Raw genomic sequence first — 22,543 nt, forward strand, 5'->3', positions numbered from 1 at the left:
CAGCCGAATGCTGCGCACAATCGGAAAACAAAATAAAACGCCATCGCCCGGAATCCCGCTCTGTGTTGTGAGAATAATCACATACACAACAGAACAATTACTGGATACTGTCCCTCACGTACTGCAGAACTCTCTCTCCTACTGCTGCTACGTTCTCCAACTTTTGACGATAAAGTTGGAGACCCCTCCCGGTCAAATGGACTTAACGGTTCATTTGACCTTTTTTTCTTTGTCATTCCGAACAAAGTGAGGAATCTTTGGGAATCAACTGCGCAGATTTCTCGCCATGCTCGAAATGACAACGCTTCAGGGCGCCTCTAAAAATTCAAAGTTCCAAACAAAACGAGGCGTGAGTAACAAAGTGTTGTGACGAAATTTGGATTTTTAGAGGTGCCCTTCAGAGACCTCTTAAGCGCTGATAGTACCCCGCAGTCCATCCCCCGTTTTGTCCCCCGCGCGCTCCGCCGCGCAGCTGCCAACCGGCTGCTGGCCTGCTGTGTTTGACTTAGTGCAATACCCTCCGGGTATTGCACTCTACCTGAGCTCATGACCTCGGACAAGACGGAAACCGACGTTGCCGCGGCGGTCCGACGGATCGCCGTGATAGCGGCCAGCAGAACGGCAGTGCCTGCCGTAGCCGTACCAAGAGCCGCCGCGCAGCACGCGGGAATCGCCCGATTCCGCCCCTTGTGGATCGATTATCGGCTCCGCCGGGTAATCTCCATACCGATCCTGGCACCATTCCAACACATTACCGTGCATCTGGTATAGCCCCCAGTCATTGCACGGCAGCTCTTTGACATCAACAGTCCGACGCCGGTATTCACTTGGGCTACCATTGTTGTAAGGGCGACTTCCATCAAAATTAACCAACGTTGAATCCATCTGATCTCCCCAGCAAAATGGCGTAGTACTCGCGGCGCGGCAGGCATATTCCCACTGCGCTTCGGTCGGCAGGCATAATTTCAATTCTGCTTTCAGGCCGTTCATTTTGGTAATGAAAGTTTGAGCATCCTCCCAGTTGATATTCTCTACTGGAAGTTCTTCCCCTTTAAAATGACTGGGATTTTCCCCCATCATCACTTCCCACAGCGCTTGCGTCACTGTCGTATCAGCCATCCAGAAGCCTTTGGTTAAAGTCACCTGATGTTGCAATTCATCATCATAGCGTTCCGGCTCATCTGGTGGCGACCCCATCAAAAACGTCCCCGGCTCGCACCAGCGAAATGCCTGCCGCACGCCTTTGTAGGTGAATGCCATCCATAGCCCGAATTCATCTTCGCCCCAATCAGAGGCCCATGCTTCCGGGAATTCTTCGGGGAAAATCGTGTGTTTACGGATAACGAACATATTAGTTTCTAAGGAGCAACAGAGTAATTGTCATTTCGAGCATGGCGAGAAATCTATAACACTGATTACCAAAGATTCCTCACTATGTTCGGAATGACATCCGTGGATCATTCAAGATTTCTCTAATTTCTTTAGTTTAAAAAGACGGTCAACCGGCGGGCGTTCACACGAACATCCATCCGCATTACTAGCGCATCCGGCGACCTTGCTTTTTGTCAATCAACCATCGGATTGAACTGGATAAAGATCTGGTCATTCACGCTCATTCCAACAGCGTGTCGAGCTCGGACAAGACGGAAACCGATGTTGTTGTTGCGGTTCGACGGATCGTTGTGATTGCGGTTAGCAGAACGGCAGTTCCTGCCGTTGTTGTTCCAAGAGCCGCCGCGCAGCACGCGGGAATCGCCTTTTCGACCTTCACCCATCATCATTCTACACAACCAGCGCAGGGTGTTGCAGCAAATTCCCTCGCCGCCAGCCTAAGCTGTCCGTTCCCTGCGTGATTGAGTGTACGGCGGCGTAGGCCGTTTGCAACTGTGCCGGGGTAATCCATTCCTGCCGACATTGGTGTTCCCAGTATAAGCGGCGCTGCTGATAACGGCGTTTGCGGCGAATGCTCATACGCATGACACCCGGAAGAATGCGATAACCACAGAAAAGAATGCCTTGATCGCTGCGCTGGATTTGCCAATTGGGTTTGACCGTAAGCTGACGCTGTTCATGCAGCCAGTTCTGCACCAGTAGTAAAATCTCTTGCACTTGTTGCTTATCGTCACACCACCACACGATATCATCCATGTAGCGCACATGCGCCCGCACTTCCGGCAATTCATTCAGCAACCGATCCAGGCCATCCAGATAATAATTGGCGAAATATTGCGAGGTCAGAGAACCAATCGGCAAACCTTTGCCGGGTCGAGTGTGGTAACAAGCCAGCAAACGCTGCAACTGCGCTTCAAACGCTCTTCCCTTGAAGCGGCGCAACAGTATCGACAATAAAATATCCTGGTCGATGCAGGCAAAATAACTGTCAATGTCTATCTTGCCGTACCATCCATACCGGCGGATAGACTGCTGTGCCGAATCTGCCGCCCGGTGCACACCCAAGGCCGGGCGGCAAGCAAAACTGGTTGGCAGCATGGCACGCTCTAATACCGGCCCGGCCAAATTGATGAGGGCATGATGAAAAACCCGGTCTTCAAAACAAGCAGCATGAATGGTGCGCCGTTTCGGATCATGAATGATAAAAGAACGGAAATCCCCATAAGGCATTCGACCATCCAGAATCGCCTGGGCTAGCTGATTCAGATTTTCCTCAGCTTGTTGCAGAAACCGGCTGATTGGATCGCGGTGGCGTTTACCACTGGCAGCTTTGTGTAACGCCAGCGTCAGATTGGCATGACCGGCAATCTGTTCAAGATCGATCCGAATGCGCTTCATCGTCGCCTTCCGGTACATCGCCTGCCCAAAATCCGGTCAATTTTTGTAGAAATTGATCGCCATATTTTTCCACCCGTGACTTTCCAACACCCGGAATGGCCTGTAATGCGGTTTTATTGCGAATCCGTTGTTCCACCATCGCAGCCAATTGCTCATTGGTGAACAAGGCATACGGTGGCACACCATAACTATCAGCCAGTTCTTTGCGCAAATTACGCAGTTCAATATACAAACCAAAATCCGTTTCACTCAGCACTTGCTTGTAATCCACCGAAGATTTTTTCTGAATGCTGGCAGAAGGCGCGGCTTCGCCGTCCAGCCAGGTCACGCAGATTGACCAAAAACTATTGGCACCATCAGCAACTCAGTGTTTCTCCACAAAACTAACACGGTGCTGACTGCAAAAAGCATTCAATTCTTCTGCGGATGAATCGGGAGCACAGGCAGAAACGGCAAAGAACTTGTATTTCATCACTTCATTAAATCTTTAAACCGATCCAACATACCTTTCGGCTCTTTCCCGCCCCGCAGACCATCCCCCGTCTGTCCCCCACGCGCTCCGCCAGCGTGGCTGCCAGCCGGCTGCTGGCCTGCTCGAACTGACCTGACTGACTGGAGCTCATGACCTCGGACAAGACGGAAACCGAAGCTGTCGTAGCGGTACGACGGATCGTGGAGAGAGCGGTGCGCAGAACGGCAGTACCTGCCGTGGCGGTCCCAAGAGCCGCCGCGCAGCACGCGGGAATCGCCTGATTCCGGCCCTTGTGGATCGATTACCGGCTCCGCCGGGTAATCTCCAACGCGATCCTGGCACCACTCCCACACATTACCGTGCATCTGGTACAAGCCCCAGTCGTTACAGTACAGTTCTTTGACTGCGATAGTCTGTTCCCGATATTCGCTCGGACTGCCATTGTTGTATGGATAATTTCCATCAAAATTAACCATCGTTGAATCAATCTGATCTCCCCAACAAAATGGTGCAGTACTCGCGGCGCGGCAGGCGTACTCCCATTGTGCTTCGGTCGGCAGGCATAATTTCAACTCTGCTTTCAGGCCGTTCATTTTGGCTATAAAGGCTTGAGCTTCCTTCCAGTTGATTTTCTCTACTGGAAGTTCTTCCCCTTTAAAATGACTGGGATTATCCCCCATTACAACTTCCCACAGCGCTTGTGTCACCGTTGTATCAGCAATCCAGAACCCTTTGGTTAAAGTGACTTGATGTTGAGTTTCATCATTACCGAACGATTCCCGTTCCGGTTCATTTTCCGGTGACCCCATCAAAAACGTCCCCGGTTCACACCAGCGAAACGCCTGCCGCACGCCTTTGTAGGTGAACGCCATCCATAGACCGAATTCATCTTCGCCCCAATCAGAGGCCCAGGCTTCCGGGAATTCTTCGGGGAAAATGGTGTGTTTGCGGATGTACATGGCAGATTTTAGTGAGCGTTACAAACCCATCATTCCAAAATTTCAATACGTTGACGTGTCGTGCCCCGCTCCCCGAGGCGAATGATGCCGATGATGAAAGACCCGTAAAAACCCGGATGGGAAATGACGTTTGAAAATAATGCGATCATTTGATCTTTATCGATGATCGCTTGCTGGCGTTGTTCTTCGGATAAGGGAGATAACTTTTCTGCGAATGACCAGGCGGCATCGCGGGCCTTTTCCATGCTGAAATTGATGATCGCTGTTTCCACGCTACCCAGAGCACTATTGAGCAATTTCAGGAGAGGCCATATTTCCGCCAGTTCCTTTTGTACGTCACCCACCAGGCCAGCAAGTACGCCATTGATCTTATCAAAGTCACCTTTGAGACCGGGTAGCTCTCCTGGGGGAACTGTTTCTGCCGCAGCAATTCCCAAGTCCAGGTTGATATGCGCATTCATGCCGATCAGCAAATGCTGTAATACAATCGGCCACCAGTGTTCGGTTTCATTAAATGCACGCACCCAGGATTGCGTCGGCGTTTGTCCTGTCTGATACTGATAACACGCATGAATATAGCGATTGGCAAAAATGATATCGAGTCGCTCCATGCGCGGACCATCGTCAAAAAAATTGTCTGTAATGCCTTTCTTAACTTGGATGGTCACTTTGCGATACAACGCTGCAAAGTAACCGATGCGTGAATCATTTTGTTTGGACCATTCAATGATGGCTGTTAATTGCGCGATAACTTCGTCAATCGATGTTGCGGGCGTAGAAATAGAAGCGGGGAAACTTTCGGTATTCATAGCATCTCCTTTTAGGGCACCTCTAAAAATCCAAATTTTGTCACAACACTTTGTTGCTCACAAAAAATGTTTCCTTACATATCAGCTATAGGCTGCGTAACCATTTTTTGCTCGTGCCTCGTGTTGTTTAGAACTTTGAATTTTTAGAAGCGCCCATTAGTTATTCAACTTCAGCATCATACGCAATACAAATTATGATGCAAGTTCAATGTACGCGGACTTGTCAGCAAACAATGATCGCCAATTTTTATCTGCAAAACCTGAAAATTTTGTAGCAGCACAGGTCCCTTTAGGAACCTCTGATTAACTGTCATTTCGAGCAGAGCGAGAAATCTATACTGTTGATTGCCAAAGATCCCTTACTACGTTCGGAATGACAAGGGTGAATTATTTAGAGATTCCTTTACATTCCAGATACTCCGTGTATTTCAATCTGCAATCAATGCCCTATCGCATTTATTTTTTCTTAAGTAAACTTGCTCTTCCGCGAGACCCTGATTGCAAGTATAATTCCTTCACTTTTCCCCATATACCGCCAATCTCCCAAGTTATTGACGGATTCTCGAGGATTGGAAAAAATGAAATCGCCTATTCGTATTGCTGTCACCGGTGCAACTGGACAGATTTGTTATAGCTTGCTATTTCGCATTGCGGCTGGTGACATGTTTGGCAAAGATCAACCGGTCATTCTGCAGTTGCACGACATTACTGATGCGCAGCCGTTTTTCGAGGCCATCGTCATGGAGTTATATGACTGCGCTTTCCCATTATTAACTGAAATTATCACTACCGATAATCCAGAGGTTGTATTTGATAATGTGGACATTGCCTTGCTGGTAGGTGCCCGGCCACGGGGTGAGAATATGGAACGCAAGGATCTCCTTGCAGCCAATGGCCCTATTTTCATCGCGCAAGGAAAAGCACTGAATGTCGCTGCCAAGCGTAATGTCAAAGTATTGGTCGTCGGTAATCCTGCCAATACGAATGCTTACATTACCTTAAAAAATGCACCCGATCTGGATCCCGCGAATTTCTCGGCGATGTTGCGGTTGGATCATAATCGTGCAGTGTCTCAAGTCGCACTGAAGCTCCATGCTCCTGTGTCAGACATCAAAAAAATGATCGTGTGGGGCAATCATTCCAATACGCAATTCCCTGATTTAAGCCATGCAACCGTTGGCAATGGCCAGGTGGCATCGCTAATTGGAGATGCGGCTTGGGTTGAAAATCACTTTATCCCGACAGTACAAAAACGCGGCACGGCGATTATTGAGGCGCGTCGTGGCAAATCCAGCGCAGCCAGCGCGGCCAATGCGATCATCAATCATATGCAGAGTTGGATTTTCGGTACTCCGGAAGATGATTGGGTATCTATGGGTGTACCGGCCAATGGATGCTACGATATACCCAGAGGGGTTATCTTCAGTTACCCAGTCACTTGCAAGAACGGCCAGTATAAAATTGTCGAAGGATTAGAAATAACTCAGTCAGATCGAGAAAGAATGCAGAAAAGCTATCAGGAATTGATTGCTGAGCAGGAAGCTATTAAGCATTTGCTCGCTTAAATCGAAAGTACCTATCAAAATTCTCAGTAAGCTTTTGTTTAGCGTACCATACTCGCCGCTTCACGAATAACCATCAATAATGTTGTATCCAAATGACCATCCGCAATACGCTGGGTATTTTTCTGGAACCGGCTGATTGCTTGACGGGTAACTGAACCCATTACACCATCCGCGTCACCGGCATCAATGCCCAGTGTGGACAAATCCATCTGAAGCTGGCGTACTTGTTCGCGGGATATTTTTTCCGTATCAGCCCGTGGTGTACGATGTAATGCGGCCGCACCGGCAATGCGATCTGCCAGATGTCCGACTGACAGCGCATAAAATTCCGAGCGATTCCAGCGCATAATCACATAAAAATTCTTGGTAACCAGAAAAGCGGGTCCTTGATGGCCTGAAGGAACGAGCAATGCAGCTCTCTGTTCGGTAGGTACCAATGGCGTTCCAGCGGCTGTGGTAACACCCAGTTTTGCCCATTCCGCCTCACTCAGCATTTGATCACGCCCTGCCAGCGAATAATCAAAAGCTGGTGGCAACCGGACTTCCCGTCCCCAGTCTAAACCAGGCGCCCAACCCAATTGCCGTAAAAAATTTGCCGCAGATCCCATGGCATCCGGGATACTACCCCACAGATCACGACGCCCGTCGCCATCGATATCTTTGGCATAGCGCAAGAAAGTCGATGGCATGAATTGCATATGCCCCATGGCTCCCGCCCATGAGCCGATCATCCGTTCCGGCGAGATATCTCCCGCATCGACAATGCGCATGGCATTGAACAATTCCTGTGTGAAAAAGGTGCTGCGACGCGGATCACAGGCAAGCGTGGCTAATGAATCGACCACTGACCAGTCGCCAAAATGCCCGCCGTAGTTAGTTTCCAGACCCCAGAATGAAACCAGATATTGTGCCGGAATACCCGTTTCCTGCTGAATCTGATTCAGTAAAGGACGATGTCTGGTAAATAATTCCCGGCCACGTTGTATACGTTCATCATTGATACGCGTGTTAAAGTAATTTGCAAATGTTTGCGTGAATTCCGGTTGACGCCGGTCCAGTTCAATCACACGCGGTATGTATTTGGCCTTATCCAGCGCCTTACTGACTGTTCTGTCAGAAATACCTTCTGCTTTGGCTTGTGCTTTTATTCGGGCAATGCACTCGCCAAAATCGTTATTTTCGGCATGAACAGTGTGTGTGAACGTCAAAACAATAAACGCCATGATTCCTGAGCCTATCTTCCTGCAACATGCGCTATGCGCCAAGGAAAAACTCAAAGCAGGGAAATAGCGGGTAGCAATCACTGGCATTTTGTTATTTTCGATGAGGGCAGTTTGGTTTAGTGCAATCGGCATAGAGTGACAATGAATGTTCCTGCAGGGTAAATCCCCGGTCTTTCGCAATGGCTGTCTGGCGTTTCTCTATTTCTGCATCATAGAATTCTTCAACACGGCCACATTGCAAACAAACCAAGTGATCATGATGGCCATCGCCTTTCAGTTCAAAAACAGCCTTTCCGCTTTCAAAATGATGCCGCTCCAACAATCCAGCTTGTTCAAATTGTGTTAAAACACGATAGACAGTAGCCAATCCGATATCCTCACCTTCGCTGATCAATACTTTATAAACATCTTCAGCAGATAGATGGCGGACACTGCTTTGCTCGAACAAATTCAGTATTTTTAGCCTTGGCAGTGTTGTTTTTAGGCCAATATTTTTTAGATCTTTACTTTTCAGATCGTCGAAGTTACCCATGGTTCTCTCTGTTCGGAAAATTATTTACTGTATCATATAGTGCTGTGTTCACTTTGGAAACATATAATATCAACAAAATGGCCGCAAAAATTTTCGCACTGCTTACGTGCCTGCTGCTGGCAGGGTGTTCATTCCTGCCTTCTATTCTCTACAGGATAGATGTGCAGCAGGGCAATGTTGTTACAGAAGAAATGGTAGAAAAATTAAAACCTGGCATGACCAAATCCCAAGTACTCTTCGTTTTGGGATCGCCGCTCATCCTGGATGCTTTCCGTGATAACCGATGGGATTACGTCTACTTATTTCGTGAGAAGGGAGAATTAATCGAACAAAAAAGAATGACCGTTTTTTTTGAAGATGACATGTTGGTGAATATTGAAAATCATCTGTCTTTCTCTAAGGATCCCATCAAACCAAAGCCAGCCAATGCTAGCCCTGATGCAGAAAAAACTCAGTCTGACGATACGGAAGTTAAGAAAGCTGTTCCTTGATATTCATTCTTTACTTAAATTTAAAACCAAGCAAAAACAAAATGATAATTCAAAAGATTGCTATCGCAGGTAGCTCTGGACGTATGGGTCGCACATTGCTGGAAGCAGTCACTCAAGCGCCCGATATGCAGCTCGCTGCCGCACTCGAAAGAACTGGCAGCCCTTATCTGAATAAAGACGCAGGAGAATTAATAGGCGCCAGTTGTGGCACCCCTATAGTGAGCGATTTTTCTGGCGCCTTAGAAAGCTGCCATCAATTGATTGACTTCACCCGTCCGGAAGGCACACTGGCCCATCTTTCCGCTTGTCAGAAAGCTGGTGTAAAGATGGTTATCGGCACCACCGGTTTTTCAGTCGAGGAAAAAGCTCATCTCAAAGCAGCAGCAAAGGACATTGCTATTGTATTCGCACCCAATATGAGTGTTGGCGTGAATGTGACTTTCAAGTTACTGGAAATTGCCGCAAAAGTCCTGAATGAAGGCTACGATATTGAAATTATCGAAGCGCATCACCGGCACAAAGTGGATGCGCCATCCGGCACCGCACTGCGTATGGGCGAAGTAATCGCGGAAACCTTGGGAAGGGATTTGAGTAAAGTGGCAGTTTACGGACGTGAAGGCGTGACCGGTGAGAGAAACCCGGAAACCATCGGATTTGCGACCATCCGTGCGGGTGATATTGTGGGTGATCATACCGCGCTATTTGCCGGTATCGGTGAGCGCGTGGAAATCACTCATAAAGCCAGTAGTCGCATGACCTTTGCGATGGGCGCATTGCGCGCGGTACGTTTTCTTGCCGACAAACCCAATGGCTTATTCGATATGCAGGATGTGCTCGGACTACGCTAATATATTTTCTATTACTAAAGCAGCAATGTAACGTTACATTCGTTCAGCGGTAACCCAAAGATGGCAACTTATGCAATCGGTGACTTACAAGGCTGTTTTACCGCATTCCAGCGGCTTATTGATTTAATCCAGTTCGATCCGGCACAGGATAAATTGTGGCTGGTTGGGGATATTGTTAATCGCGGCCCTGATTCATTATCCCTATTGCGTTATATCAAACAAGCTAACAATACGATGATCATGGTGCTGGGTAATCATGATTTACATCTTTTGATGGTTGCAGCAGGTATCGCAAAAAGCCATTCCAGTGACACAATTCAGCCCATTTTGGATGCGCCTGACCGGGATGAATTGTTGCACTGGTTGCGGCAGCAGAAGCTATTTCATGCGCAAGAGCAATACGCCATGGTACATGCCGGTTTGTTACCGAGCTGGTCTATTGCGCAAGCTGAGCAATTAGCGCATGAAGCCGAGCATGCTTTGCGTCAGGATAATTATCAGGAATTTTTCTCACAGATGTATGGCAATGAACCCAATTACTGGCAAAATGAATGGACTGGTTATACTCGCCTGCGGGTGATCATCAACGCCATGACGCGGATGCGTATCTGCACTGTGACAGGCAAAATGAATTTTGCTTTTAAAGGTGATCTGCAATCCATTCCCACGGGTTATGTGCCGTGGTTTAACGTACCGCAACGAGCCAGCCAGAAAAAAACCATTATTTGCGGCCACTGGTCGGCATTAGGGCTGCACATCACAGATAACTTGATTGCATTGGATACTGGTTGTGTATGGGGCGGACAACTGACTGCTATTCGTCTGGAAGACCGGAAAGTTTTTCAGCTTCCTTGTGCGCAATAGGCAGCGCCAGCGTATCAGCGATCGCTTGTTCCGATAAGCGTGCCAATTCCCGCCGATTCTTCAAGCCACATTGAATCGGCTGATTAAAAGTCAAACTAACATCAATGCTTGTCTGGCTCAGTATCCTCTGTAACGACAAGACCAGAGAGGGCTCTATATAAGCAGCCTCCTGGCAGATATCGCCTGCGCTATTACGATAACTAATGGCCACGGGATAAAGTAATGCATCGGAGGTTACTGCCGATTGCAGCAATGACGCATGAAAATGATTTAATTGCATACCAGTGGTTGTCGTGCCCTCGGGAAATACGGTGACCCGCTCACCTTGTTCCAGTACTTCGCTGATTTGTTGATTAATACGCAAGGTATCGCTACGTTTTGCACGTTCAATAAATAATGTGCCAGCATTTCGACTCAACAAACCCAATACCGGCCATTTGCTTATTTCTGCTTTTGCCACAAAACGAGTCGGACAAGCTGCCATCAGCACACAAACATCCAACCAGGATACGTGATTAGCAGCAAACAACACGCGCGGCACTTCCGCTGCCGGCAAACTGCCATAACAATGCAGCCTGATTTCGAGAATAGATAGTAAGCCGGCTGCCCAATTCTGCATCATACGGCGCTGAATATTCTGTGGAAAATACGGATAGACAATGGACTGCAGTAATCCTGAAGCAATTTGGAACAGCAAGCGGACCATGCGAATAACACGCAGTAACAGAGGGGTGGTTTTTTGCATGTAGCGAACTGTGCTGGGTAACGGTTGCGTAGATCTCAGGTCGTCAGAAATTTACCAGGAAGACTCACCGGTAGTTACTTTTATTGTGTCCCGTAGATCCGGCTTTTCTTATCAAAATTGGGAAACGGGATTATACAGACAAATGTGCGCGAACTTCTGTATTGGAATACTAATCTGTGCCAGACATGGGATTAAACGATAAAGAATCCTTAAATCTTGCGCAGACTATAGAAAGTAATATGTGTGATTGGATGGATATTGCATTAGTGACTTCACATCACATTTCACCAAGCTATTAAACGAAAAATTCTGTAATACGCGCAATTCACAACTAAAAAATTGGTGCGCATATTACAGAACGATACAAAAGATCTAAAAGAATCCGGAATTAATAAGAAACTGCCGGCCCTTCAACCCACATGCACTCGGAAATCAGGCACATACCACCTAACTTCTTTAGCGCAGGTCTTAGCTCATCAAGCACTCTTTGCGCTTGATCATCTTTACAAGCAAGAACAACCATCACATTTTCTTGTTCCATCAACACATCACCGGGGCCCCGTATACCGCGTGAACCGAGTCCACCTGCATTTTTAAGAACGGTGTAGCCACGCACTGAACATCTATCCAATAATTCCGTCAATTTTTCGAGTTGTTCGATACCGACAACAATCTCAAATCGTTTCATTGCTATTGTGTTATTCATAAATTTTTCCCATCAATAAACATTCAATAAATTCAATCTTATTTAAACTGCGATGCTATGGAACCAATGCGACATTTCCCAATAAATCGGTACACCAATAAAAATATTAAAGGGGAAAGTCACACCGAGAGAAGCGCCTAATGAAAGTGCTGGATCCGCATCGGGTACCGCAAGACGCATGGCTGCAGGCGCAGCGATATAGGAACAGCTAGCGTACAAGACAGCCAGTAACATCGTGCCGCCTTCCGACAAGCCAAACATCCAACCCAAGTAAGCGCCTAACATTGCCATCAACATCGGAAAAAGTATACCAAAACTAATTATGAATACACCTTTTTGGGCAACCACTTTCAGTCGTGCCGCTGCCAGCAAACCCATTTCCAACAAGAAGAAGGCCAGCACACCCATAAACAAGTCCATAAACATTTTGTCTAGTGGAGATACCAGCTTCACCACGCCAGCGTAATAACCAATAATTACACCCATTACCAAGAGATACAGGCTGGTACCGGTCAAGATTTCATGCATCAACTTGCCCCATTGGGTTTTTTCACCGCCAGCACCTGCACGTGCCAAGATCGTACCGGTTACCAACGCTGGTATCTCCATCAGCGCCATAATCAGCACCATATAACCTTCGGAAGGTTCATCCTTCGCAGCCAGAAAGGCTACGCCCACAGCGAAAGTTACCGCGCTCACCGAGCCATAATGCGCGGAAATAGCGCCCGCATCAGCCTGGGTGAATTTACCTAGGTACCTTAATATCGGGTAAGCTGTCAGCGGAATGAGCGCTGATAAAACAACCATGGAAAGCGCGACAGGCAGCACCTCCATGATTTCATACTTGGCCATTGACACACCGCCTTTAAAACCAATGGCGATCAACAGAAAAATACTCAAGCTCTTATATAAAGCTTCGGGTATTTTGAGGTCAGATTTGATTACACCTGCCAAAACCCCGAATACAAAAAAAAGCACTACTGGTTGTATAGATGCCATACAAAAAACTCCCTATTCGATTTGATGTTATTTAATATTTTAGTTTTAAAATAAATTCGCCCCGTACCACAGTCTTCTTCAAAGCATCGTAGATTCGGAACTAAATTAACCCGGACAAATTCTGTAGACAGCAAGACACCACACTACTCAATTTTATCTGAAACTCTACGAGACTCTAAGGTTGAAAACGTTAACACAGGAAATGTGAAGAATTCGTGAATAATATTGATCTAATTAACTATCTGATACTAGAGGAGTGCTCGGAGAAAACAATATGAAAAGTTGTACCCTGCCCAGGCGTGCTGTTTACTTCGATCAACCAGCCATAGTGATCGCAGATTCGCTTCACAATAGCAAGTCCAATCCCTAATCCTTGCCCCTGTGTTGAACCACGAAAGAAGCGCTCATACAGCAATGGCAAATAAGCCGGTTCTATCCCGATTCCGGAATCTGAAATAGACAGTCGTTGATGATCAAATCCAACCCGGATATGCCCTATTGGCGTATATTGCACCGCGTTTCGAATCAGGTTCATCAGTACTGTATGCAGTGCTTGGCGATTGACCGTAAGCACCACATCGGGAGCAATCAGTACTTCAAAAGCGAGCTTCTTCCTGGAAATCTCAACCATTAATGGATCTGCTGCATCATAAACACATTCTGCAACTGCCACTGTCTCTATGACGCCGAGCGCTTGTTCACGCGCAAGGAATAACAAGGCTTGGATCTGCTCACCCATGCGGGTGGCAGCCGCTTCAATCATTTTTATACGTTGATAGGCTTTGACAGGTATGTCGGCTGCCGCAACCAGCAACTCACAACTGGTCAAAATAGTAGTAATCGGCGTTCTTAATTCGTGACTAATATTAGCAGTAAATTCTTGCTCACGTTGCAGCATGCGCTTGATACGATTCTGATAATCATCCAATGCGCGCGCAAGTTGCGCTACTTCCTCATCCATTCCAGGCTGCGTTAATAATCCAACCTGGACATCTCCCGGAGCGAGTAAATTGACTCGCTCAGCCAGATCTGTCACTTGTTTAACCAGTATTCTTGCAAGTAGATACCCGACTGCAAACGCAATAGCAACTACTACGACCCAAGACAATAAAATGAGTAACCTCAGTTTACTCAATCGCTGTTGATGAAGCGCAATCCGATACGCTACAAGAAACTTCACTTCATCAACAATGCGTACTAAAACATGGAAATCCTCAAGGCCGTAGTAAATACGATGATAACCAGCATTAAGTCCGCGTAAATAAGCAGGAATCTGCAGCTCATCGTCTATATCATGAATAACATAGGTTTTTAGATGTGAGCCGACTTGAGAAATAAAGTCCGAATGCTTCTGATAGCGATAAACAAGATGATCCATTTCCATTTCAATCACTTGTCCAATATGGTCTTCCTCTATGTTGTCTGAAACAAAATAAAGAATAATGCACAGTGTACCAACAGTAAAAATGCTGAATGTCGCCAGCGCTACAGCAACACGATAGCGCAGACTATGTTCTATCGGGAATCTGCGCACGAGATGTCAAACAATAACCAAGACCATGAACCGTCTCAATTGGGTCGTAACCGCCGGCCTTGGATAAGGCACGTCGCAAAATATGCATATGACTACGCAAGGTATCACTTGTTTCCTGGACATCTTCCCAAGCTTCCAGCTCAAGCTCTTCCCGGCTGAATACCCTGCCCGGTTCGCTCATCATCAGTGCCAATAAACGTATGCACTTGGGCGGAATCTTTACAGTCTGATTGTCGAAAAGAATGGAAAATGTTTTCGGGTCAAAAGACAGTTTGTCAAACTCCAACTTGCGGTTCGCAACTTTTCCGACATGCCTTTTATGCATCGCCAACAAGCGCGCTTCGACTTCTTTTAATGCGAATGGCTTGACAAGATAATCATCCGCGCCTTGCTCAAAACCAGCCAGCTTATCATCCAGTGTATCGCGGGCTGTTAACATCAAAATCGGCGTGTCAATCTGTGATTCCTGCCGCAGTTTACGGCACAAAGTCATTCCATTCATTCCAGGCAAACCTAAATCAAGCAAAATTGCGTCAAATCGCTGTGTTACGGCAAGATGAAGTCCCGCAATACCATTGACAGCAGCATCTGCCGTATGACCTCGTGATTCCAGAAAATCATACAGATTGGCAGCGATCGCCAAATCGTCCTCAATAATCAATATATGCATAAACTTACTATTACAAAATTACTTGCGATGATCTCCAAATCTGTTTACACGCTCACCGAATGAAATTTACGGCTCAATGTATGAACAGCCTCTACCAATGCCGCTGCGCTTTCAGGGGGAGTAAACTGAGAAATGCCATGCCCCAGATTAAACACATGACCGCTTCCATCCCCATAACTGGCCAGTATCTTTTCCACCTCCGCAGTGATTACTTCGGGCGATGCAAAAAGCACTGAAGGGTCTAGATTACCCTGCAAAGCAACTTTATCCCCGACACGGCGACGTGCGTCACCAATATCTATTGTCCAGTCTAACCCGACAGCATCACAGCCAATATCCGCAATGGCTTCCAGCCATAAACCGCCACCTTTGGTAAAAACAATACTTGGAATACGCACACCATCCTGCTCACGCTTTAATCCGGAAACAATCTGCTGGATATAACGCAATGAAAATTCCTTATAAGCCGCATGTGAAAGTGCCCCGCCCCAGGTATCAAAAATCATTACAGTCTGCGCACCGGATTCAATCTGCGCATTCAGGTAAGCCGTCACAGCCTTGGCATTCACATCCAGTATGTGATGCAGCAATTCGGGGCGCTGATACAGCATGGTTTTGATTTCACGAAATTCTGTACCGCCACGCCCTTCAACCATATAGCAGGCGAGTGTAAAGGGGCTGCCGGAAAAACCAATTAACGGCACCCGGTTATCCAGAGCTTTGCGGATTTCTGCAACCGCATCCATCACATAACGCAATTCTTGGCCGGGATCAGGCACCTTTAATGCACGAATTTCTTTTTCTTCGCGTAAAGGACGTTCAAACATGGGGCCTTCACCTTGTGAAAAATACAATCCCAATCCCATTGCATCAGGAATTGTCAGGATATCCGAAAACAATATTGCGGCATCCAGCGGGAAACGCGCCAGCGGCTGCAGTGTCACCTCCGTAGCAAATCCAGGATTTTTGCATAAAGACAGGAAATCCCCGGCACGAGCACGCGTCTCATTATATTCCGCCAGGTATCTACCCGCCTGACGCATTAGCCAAACAGGTGTATATTCAACGGGTTGCTTCAGAAGCGCACGCAAAAACGTATCATTCTTAAGTGTTGTCATTAAAAAGCCTATATCTTATTGTTCTTTTGAAAGGCTACTCGCAAGCAAGTATGTTAGCCTTTTCCCCAATCAGCAATATTACCAGTGAATAGCTATCACGTATATTGTCTATCCGGCATGAAAATCAATCTGTCTTGATAAAAGAGGTGTTCTTTCAATTGAAACTCTGTTCATTATTAATTTTCTGTAATAGAAAATAAGCGCTGATACTCTTTAATCGCATACCGGTCCGTCATTCCAGCAATATAATCAGCGATCGCCTGATGTCCTTCCTGCTCAAATTTTTTCTGATATTTGACAGGCAGCAGCAGTATCTCCGAGCTAAAAGCTGCAAATAACTTCTCAATAGTATGACGCGCCCTGCTATTCATGCGTACCACACGAAAATGCCGGTAAAGGTTATCGAACAGAAATTTTTTCAATTCTTGCTGCTCCTTTTTGATCTGCTGGCTAAAGCCGATTAGCGGCGGCGCTGTATGCACTGCAGCCAGCGTATCAATACCGGCATCTTTGATGTTGCGGGTACTTTGCTGAATAAGATCGGTTACCAGCGTATTGATCATACTGCGCACCGTTTCATAAACCATGCGACGTTCCGGCAGTATCGGATATTTATCTTTCACTTGTGTTAGGTGACGCGAAAAAATAGAGACTTCTTCCAATTGATCCAATGTGATTAAACCCGAGCGCAATCCATCATCCACATCGTGATTATTGTAGGCAATTTCGTCAGAAAAGTTGGCTAACTGCGCTTCCAGAGAAGGATTTCTATGCTGCAAAAAACGCTCTCCTAATGCGCCAAGTTTTGGAATGTTTTTCCTCGCCACATGCTTGAGTATTCCTTCCCGCGTTTCATAGCAAAGATTCAAACCATCAAAAGTGGCATAACGTTCCTCAAGAACATCCACAACCCGCAAGGATTGGAGGTTATGTTCAAAACCGCCATATTCCCGCATGCATTCATTCAATACATCCTGACCCGCATGCCCAAATGGGGTGTGCCCAAGATCATGAGCCAGTGAAATTGCTTCAACTAAATCTTCATTTAACCCCAAGTTTCTTGCAATCGAACGCCCTATCTGCGCAACTTCCAGGCTATGCGTCAGACGTGTACGGAATAAATCCCCTTCATGATTGACAAAAACCTGGGTTTTATACTCCAGGCGGCGAAAGGCTGTAGAGTGTATGATTCGATCCCGATCACGCTGAAATTCACTCCGCCCGGCAGGCGGCTCTTCAGGAATCATGCGTCCACGTGAATTATCAGAAGACACTGCATAAACAGTCCGCTTATTCATCACTCATACAAGCCAAAATCGTTTCATTCAGTATGGCAGGTGGAATATCCGCCCGCATCACGGCTTCACCGATGCGATTGAGAACAATAAAACGTGCTCTGCCAGCATCCACTTTTTTATCCAGCATCATCAATTGCAAATATTTTTCCGACGGCATTCTGGGTGCTACAACCGGCAACCCAGCCTGTAAAAAAATCTTGCGGATACGGCTAACATCCGCTTCGCTGATGAGTTTCATGCGCCGGGATAAATCAGCTGCCAGCACGATGCCGGCCGCCACTGCTTCACCGTGTAACCAGACACCATACCCCATCCCATTTTCTATGGCATGTCCAAATGTATGCCCCAGATTCAGCAAAGCCCTTACCCCTTCTTCCTTTTCATCCGCAGCAACTATTTCAGCTTTATTCTCACAGCTACGTTGGATCGCTTCATTCAACGCCACCGGGTCCCGTGCTAACAAGCGATGCATATTTCGTTCCAGCCAATCAAAAAACGCTGGATCACGAATCAAGCCATACTTGATAATTTCAGCAAAACCTGCGCGCAGCTCTCTATCCGGCAACGTATTCAATGTTGCGCTGTCCGCCAATACCATACGCGGCTGATAAAAGGCGCCGATCATGTTTTTACCTAAGGGATGATTAATACCGGTTTTACCCCCTACCGAGGAATCAACCTGTGCCAGCAATGTCGTGGGAATCTGAATAAATGGCACGCCCCGTAAATAAGTCGCCGCGGCAAATCCGGTCAAATCACCGATCACACCACCACCCAGCGCCAAAATGGCAGTATTTCGTTCGCAGTGATTTTTAAGGAGTGCATCAAAAATTAAATTTAAAGTTTCCCAATTTTTATGGGCTTCGCCATCCGGCAGGATGATCGAAACAGAAATAACTCCCTGTTTCTCCAATGCTGCGCGCAAATTATCCAGATAGAGTGGTGCAATCGTTGTGTTGCTGACGATAGCGACTCTTTTTTGCGGCAAGCAAGACACGATCAAATCAATCTGTTGCAGGATTCCGTGACCGATATGGATGGGATAGCTGCGCTTTTCTGACGAAGGCGTAAAATCTACCGTGATAGTTTGCATGATATTTTTGTTATTATTTTGCATTATATTGTTGAAATCAATAGATATTAACTTATTAATGAGTTTTTGTACTAAAAAACGGATACCTTGTTTCCCGCTATCAATGATGATATGAGCTGTTTCACGATACAGCGCATCCCGCTGCGCATAGAGTTCATTCAATCGTGCAAACAAATTTTGTGTCTGAAGTAATGGCCGGCTTTTATCATACCGGGTGCGCCGGTACAAATCATTGACCGATGCCCGGAGATAAATAACGATCCCGCCGCGCCGCAGTATTTGACGATTTTCCCGGCTCAGCACTGCGCCGCCACCGGTAGCCAATACGATATTACTTTTTTTAACCAGCTCAACCAGCACTTCAGATTCACGTTTACGAAAGCCAGCCTCACCTTCAATCTCAAATATCACCGGAATTTTTACACCGGTACGGTCCTGGATCTCATGATCTGAGTCGACAAATTCCTTACCCAGAGAATTAGCCAGTGCTTTACCGATGGTCGTTTTTCCGGCACCCATCATACCCACCAGAATTATATTGGTATTCCCCAGTTTTTTCTGAACGGGTTGAAGTATTTTCGTTTTGCTTAAATTCATACCTGTGATTGTAGCAGCAGTAAGTACGCAGATACACTCACTGGTTAGTCACGCCTTGTCAGTTAATTCTGAGTCTTTTTGACAGGCTTGAAGGATAACGCGGGTTGTTTCAGTGTGTTTTGATTGTTTCCAGGGTGTTTGGGGCCATGTTTGCTCACAAACCAGGAAAAAAATAACGGCACAAATATCGTCGCAATCAGAGTTGCCATGATCATCCCGCCAAAGACGCCTGTTCCCATCGATTGCCGAGCCGCTGAGCCAGCACCGGTTGCAAGTACCAAAGGGACTACTCCTAATATAAAAGCCATGGAAGTCATTACAATAGGTCGGAAACGTAGCTGAGCGGATTGAATGGCTGCTTGTTTAATCGCAACCCCTTCTTTCATCCTCTGGTTGGCAAATTCGACCAATAAAATTGCATTTTTTGCTGTCAGTCCAATTAATGTCACCATCCCAATCTGAAAATAAATGTCATTCGGCATATCGCGCAACAAAATCGCTATCAACGCACCCACCATCGCGAATGGAATCGCCATAATGACAGCCAGTGGCAGTGCCCAGGTTTCAAATTGCGCTGCCAGAATCAAAAAAACCATCACAACGGCCAAGCTAAACGCAAAAATTGCCGCCGAACCCATTTTCTTTTCCTGAAATGCAGCACCGGTCCAAGCGATCTGATAACCCTCCGGCAATGTTCTGGCTGCAATACTTTCAACCAATGCTATCGCATCCCCGGAACTGACCCCACTCGCACCGCTGCCCATTATTTTTGCCGACAATAGCCCGTTGAATCGTTCCAATTGCTCTGCACCCACGATATGCTTTACTGTACTCAGTGCAGATAAAGGAACCATCGAACCGGATTCTGAACGCACATAAACCTTACCGAGATCCTCCGCTTTCATGCGATAAGCCGCTTCAGCTTGCAACTGCACGCGATAGGTCCGTCCGGAACGATTAAAGTCATTCACATAAAATGATCCCATAGTGCTTTGCAACGTTGCGTAGATATCCGCAATGGACACTCCTTGTGCAATGGCTTTGGCTTCATCCACTTCAACAAAATATTGCGGCACCGATGTTCGCAAGAAAGTATTCACAGTCGCCAGTTTGGGTTCCTGTTTCAGGGTTTGTACCAACTCATTCACCACACTGGCCAATTGCGTCGTCTCTGAATTTGTCCGGCTTTGAACAAATAGTTCAAAGCCGCCCGTACTACCCAAGCCACGTATCGCCGGTGGATTAAAGGCTATCGCCAAACCATCCGGTTGTTGTGCGCCGATCAGAAACAATTTTTTCACAATATCCGTAGCGGTTGTGGTGCGTTCTGACCAATCCTTCAAACGGATGAACATGGTCGAAACATTGGTTTTATTGCCGCCACCAATAAAATCTAATCCATTGACCGCGAACTGAAAAGCCACGGCAGATTCTTTTGCCATCTCAGTATTAATGGCATCCGCCGTACTGACTGTTCTCGCCAGTGTTGCGCCATCTGGCAAGATCACCGCTGCAATCACATAGCCTTGATCTTCCGGCGGAACAAAGCTTTCAGGAATATTTTTTACTAAATAAACCAGGCTAGCAATCATCACCAGAAATATCAGCGCGCTTCTAGCCACATGACGTAAGCTCAAGCCAACCATACCAACATAGAGTCTACGCACACGCTCAAAATGATTATTAAACCAGGTAAAAAAAACAGATTGGCGGTGTGTGGGGCGAAGTAAGACCGCACACAATGTAGGCGTCAGCGTTAAAGCGACAATACCGGAAATAACACCGGCGACAGCCACTGTCACGGCAAACTGCTGGTACAGCTCCCCGGCGATACCGCCGAGAAAAGCAACAGGGATAAAAACCGCCACCAGAACCATGGTCATCGCCACCACGGCGCGGGATACCTGTTGCATTGCTTTGATGGCCGCATCAATCGGCGATAACTTCTCCTGCGACATCAGCCGCTCAATATTTTCCAGCACGACAATCGCGTCATCGACCACTATGCCGATCGAAAGCACCATCGCAAACAGCGTCAACGTATTGATCGAGTAGCCCAGTAGCCATAATCCGGCAAAGGTGCCAATCAAGGAAATCGGGATGGCAATAATCGGAATCAATGTCGCACGCCAGCTCTGTAGAAACAAATAAACCACCAGAACCACCAGCAGCATCGCTTCCCCCAGGGTTTTTACCACTTCCCAGATCGATTCTTTAACAAACACGCTGGTATCATAAGAGATAACGTATTCCATGCCTTCCGGAAAATATTGCTGCAGCTCAATCATCCTGGCTTTAACAGCGGCTGCTGTATCCAGCGCATTGGCACCCGAACGCAGAAAAATACCAATCCCTAATCCCGGTTTGCCGTTGAGCAAGGTACGTGTCGCATAATCTTGCGCACCCAGCTCAATCCGCGCCACATCTTTCAGATAGAGCACACCGCGCGGCCCGCCTGAACGCAGAATGATATTCTCAAACTGTTCTGGCTCTAATAACCGCCCTTTTGCGGTCACGGTATAAACCAATTGTTGATCCGCCAACGCCGGTTCCTGGCCTATTTTCCCGATGGCTTGCTGCGCATTCTGCGCCCGGATGGCACTTGCAATGTCAGTGGTTGTAATACCCAACTGCGCCATCCGGTCAGGCCGCAACCAAATCCGCATGGAATAGTCCTGTGCGCCAAAAATCCGGGCTTCCCCCACACCGCTGGCACGTCTCATATCATCCAAAATATTGATCGTAATGAAATTACTCAAGAATAGCGGCGTATGCTTCGGATCTTTGGAAGTTATCGCAAAAACCAGCAACAGATCGTTCGAACGTTTCTGAATGGTAATGCCGGTGCGCCTCACTTCATCGGGCAAACGTGCCAAGGCGGTATTGACTTCATTGCTGACATTGAAAGTAGCCCGATCAATATCGGTTCCAATTTCAAAAGTAATGGTAATCGTCAGACGGCCGCTTGAATCAGCACTGGAATTAAAGTACAACAAGCCCTCAATTGCGCTGAGTTTCTCCTCGATCGGCGCAGCCACCGTTTTGATCATGGTCTCCGCACTTGCACCCGGAAATGTTGCCGTCACAATAACTGTTGGCGGTGTAATCCTCGGATACTGTTCGATGGGTAATTGCATAGCCGCAGCCAATCCTGCTAGAACGATAATAATCGACAGAACCGAAGCAAAAATTGGTCGTTCAATAAAAAATCTGGCCATGTGTGCAGTTGC

General features: G+C 47.0%; 21 protein-coding genes and 1 pseudogene. 4 read left to right on the forward strand and 18 right to left on the reverse strand.

Annotated features, from left to right (window positions below; genetic code table 11):
• Positions 1 to 534: 534 nt before the first annotated feature.
• The 6 genes from QZ942_RS07895 to QZ942_RS07920 all read right to left on the reverse strand — a co-directional run bounded on the left by QZ942_RS07895 (position 535) and on the right by QZ942_RS07920 (position 5,030).
• The gene (locus QZ942_RS07895) at positions 535 to 1,350 is read right to left on the reverse strand and encodes a formylglycine-generating enzyme family protein (protein ID WP_366836259.1); all 816 of its coding nucleotides are present in this window, start codon (positions 1,348 to 1,350) and stop codon (positions 535 to 537) included.
• A gap of 215 nt (positions 1,351 to 1,565) precedes the next feature.
• Positions 1,566 to 1,781 (reverse strand): SUMF1/EgtB/PvdO family nonheme iron enzyme, encoded by a 216-nt coding sequence (locus QZ942_RS07900; protein ID WP_292994382.1) that lies wholly within the window; start codon positions 1,779 to 1,781, stop codon positions 1,566 to 1,568.
• A gap of 1 nt (position 1,782) precedes the next feature.
• Positions 1,783 to 2,790 (reverse strand): reverse transcriptase domain-containing protein, encoded by a 1,008-nt coding sequence (locus QZ942_RS07905; RefSeq protein ID WP_292994384.1) that lies wholly within the window; start codon positions 2,788 to 2,790, stop codon positions 1,783 to 1,785.
• Positions 2,765 to 3,118, reverse strand: coding sequence for an HRDC domain-containing protein (locus QZ942_RS07910; RefSeq protein ID WP_292994386.1), 354 nt, complete (start codon positions 3,116 to 3,118; stop codon positions 2,765 to 2,767). The genes QZ942_RS07905 and QZ942_RS07910 overlap by 26 nt, the downstream gene beginning before the upstream one ends.
• A gap of 143 nt (positions 3,119 to 3,261) precedes the next feature.
• Positions 3,262 to 4,134: a formylglycine-generating enzyme family protein gene (locus QZ942_RS07915; protein WP_292994388.1), complete on the reverse strand. Its 873-nt coding sequence runs from the start codon at positions 4,132 to 4,134 to the stop codon at positions 3,262 to 3,264.
• 116 nt (positions 4,135 to 4,250) lie between these two features.
• Positions 4,251 to 5,030, reverse strand: coding sequence for a DUF5995 family protein (locus QZ942_RS07920; protein WP_292994390.1), 780 nt, complete (start codon positions 5,028 to 5,030; stop codon positions 4,251 to 4,253).
• Between the two features lie 578 nt (positions 5,031 to 5,608).
• Between QZ942_RS07920 and QZ942_RS07925 the strand changes: the two genes are divergently transcribed.
• On the forward strand, positions 5,609 to 6,595 hold the full coding sequence (locus QZ942_RS07925; protein WP_292994392.1) for a malate dehydrogenase: 987 nt from the start codon (positions 5,609 to 5,611) through the stop codon (positions 6,593 to 6,595).
• Positions 6,596 to 6,633: 38 nt separating this feature from the next.
• Here QZ942_RS07925 and QZ942_RS07930 read toward each other — a convergent pair whose 3' ends face one another.
• Both QZ942_RS07930 and fur read right to left on the reverse strand, forming a co-directional pair.
• A complete protein-coding gene (locus QZ942_RS07930; protein ID WP_292994394.1) occupies positions 6,634 to 7,905 on the reverse strand; it encodes a lytic murein transglycosylase in 1,272 nt (423 codons plus the stop codon).
• 4 nt (positions 7,906 to 7,909) lie between these two features.
• The gene (fur, locus tag QZ942_RS07935; protein ID WP_292994396.1) at positions 7,910 to 8,350 is read right to left on the reverse strand and encodes a ferric iron uptake transcriptional regulator; all 441 of its coding nucleotides are present in this window, start codon (positions 8,348 to 8,350) and stop codon (positions 7,910 to 7,912) included.
• A gap of 77 nt (positions 8,351 to 8,427) precedes the next feature.
• Between fur and QZ942_RS07940 the strand changes: the two genes are divergently transcribed.
• From QZ942_RS07940 to QZ942_RS07950, 3 genes are read left to right on the forward strand one after another with little or no spacing between them, the layout of a single operon-like run.
• Positions 8,428 to 8,841, forward strand: coding sequence for an outer membrane protein assembly factor BamE (locus QZ942_RS07940; RefSeq protein ID WP_292994398.1), 414 nt, complete (start codon positions 8,428 to 8,430; stop codon positions 8,839 to 8,841).
• A 41-nt stretch (positions 8,842 to 8,882) separates the two neighbouring features.
• Positions 8,883 to 9,689, forward strand: a complete 807-nt coding sequence (gene dapB / locus QZ942_RS07945) for a 4-hydroxy-tetrahydrodipicolinate reductase (protein WP_292994400.1) — start codon at positions 8,883 to 8,885, stop codon at positions 9,687 to 9,689.
• Between the two features lie 60 nt (positions 9,690 to 9,749).
• Positions 9,750 to 10,553, forward strand: coding sequence for a symmetrical bis(5'-nucleosyl)-tetraphosphatase (locus QZ942_RS07950; protein WP_292994402.1), 804 nt, complete (start codon positions 9,750 to 9,752; stop codon positions 10,551 to 10,553).
• Here the strand turns inward: QZ942_RS07950 and QZ942_RS07955 are convergent.
• The 10 genes and pseudogenes from QZ942_RS07955 to QZ942_RS08000 form a co-directional block, all read right to left on the reverse strand.
• Complete coding sequence (locus QZ942_RS07955) at positions 10,504 to 11,298, reverse strand: lysophospholipid acyltransferase family protein (protein ID WP_292994404.1); 795 nt, start codon at positions 11,296 to 11,298, stop codon at positions 10,504 to 10,506. The two genes, QZ942_RS07950 and QZ942_RS07955, sit on opposite strands and share 50 nt — an antisense overlap.
• A 388-nt stretch (positions 11,299 to 11,686) precedes the next feature.
• Positions 11,687 to 12,004: a transcriptional regulator gene (locus tag QZ942_RS07960; RefSeq protein WP_292994406.1), complete on the reverse strand. Its 318-nt coding sequence runs from the start codon at positions 12,002 to 12,004 to the stop codon at positions 11,687 to 11,689.
• Positions 12,005 to 12,046: 42 nt separating this feature from the next.
• The gene (locus tag QZ942_RS07965) at positions 12,047 to 13,003 is read right to left on the reverse strand and encodes a sodium-dependent bicarbonate transport family permease (protein WP_292994408.1); all 957 of its coding nucleotides are present in this window, start codon (positions 13,001 to 13,003) and stop codon (positions 12,047 to 12,049) included.
• 238 nt (positions 13,004 to 13,241) lie between these two features.
• Entirely contained in the window at positions 13,242 to 14,537 is a 1,296-nt protein-coding gene (locus QZ942_RS07970; protein ID WP_292994410.1) for a HAMP domain-containing sensor histidine kinase, read from the reverse strand.
• Positions 14,512 to 15,207 carry a response regulator transcription factor gene (locus tag QZ942_RS07975; protein ID WP_292994412.1) on the reverse strand — a complete coding sequence of 232 codons (696 nt, stop codon included), beginning with the start codon at positions 15,205 to 15,207 and terminating at the stop codon, positions 14,512 to 14,514. The genes QZ942_RS07970 and QZ942_RS07975 overlap by 26 nt, the downstream gene beginning before the upstream one ends.
• 44 nt (positions 15,208 to 15,251) lie before the next feature.
• Complete coding sequence (gene hemE, locus QZ942_RS07980; RefSeq protein ID WP_292994414.1) at positions 15,252 to 16,325, reverse strand: uroporphyrinogen decarboxylase; 1,074 nt, start codon at positions 16,323 to 16,325, stop codon at positions 15,252 to 15,254.
• Between the two features lie 176 nt (positions 16,326 to 16,501).
• Positions 16,502 to 17,623 carry a deoxyguanosinetriphosphate triphosphohydrolase gene (locus tag QZ942_RS07985; RefSeq protein WP_292994416.1) on the reverse strand — a complete coding sequence of 374 codons (1,122 nt, stop codon included), beginning with the start codon at positions 17,621 to 17,623 and terminating at the stop codon, positions 16,502 to 16,504.
• A complete protein-coding gene (aroB, locus tag QZ942_RS07990) occupies positions 17,616 to 18,716 on the reverse strand; it encodes a 3-dehydroquinate synthase (RefSeq protein WP_292994538.1) in 1,101 nt (366 codons plus the stop codon). Before aroB ends, QZ942_RS07985 begins: the two co-directional genes overlap by 8 nt.
• 108 nt (positions 18,717 to 18,824) lie before the next feature.
• Positions 18,825 to 19,313: pseudogene (locus QZ942_RS07995) on the reverse strand (shikimate kinase); the annotation flags it as partial.
• Between the two features lie 62 nt (positions 19,314 to 19,375).
• On the reverse strand, positions 19,376 to 22,531 hold the full coding sequence (locus tag QZ942_RS08000) for a multidrug efflux RND transporter permease subunit (RefSeq protein WP_292994418.1): 3,156 nt from the start codon (positions 22,529 to 22,531) through the stop codon (positions 19,376 to 19,378).
• Positions 22,532 to 22,543 lie beyond the last annotated feature (12 nt).

This window comes from Nitrosomonas sp. (genome assembly GCF_021731985.1).
In the GTDB taxonomy this organism is placed as follows: Bacteria; Pseudomonadota; Gammaproteobacteria; order Burkholderiales; family Nitrosomonadaceae; genus Nitrosomonas.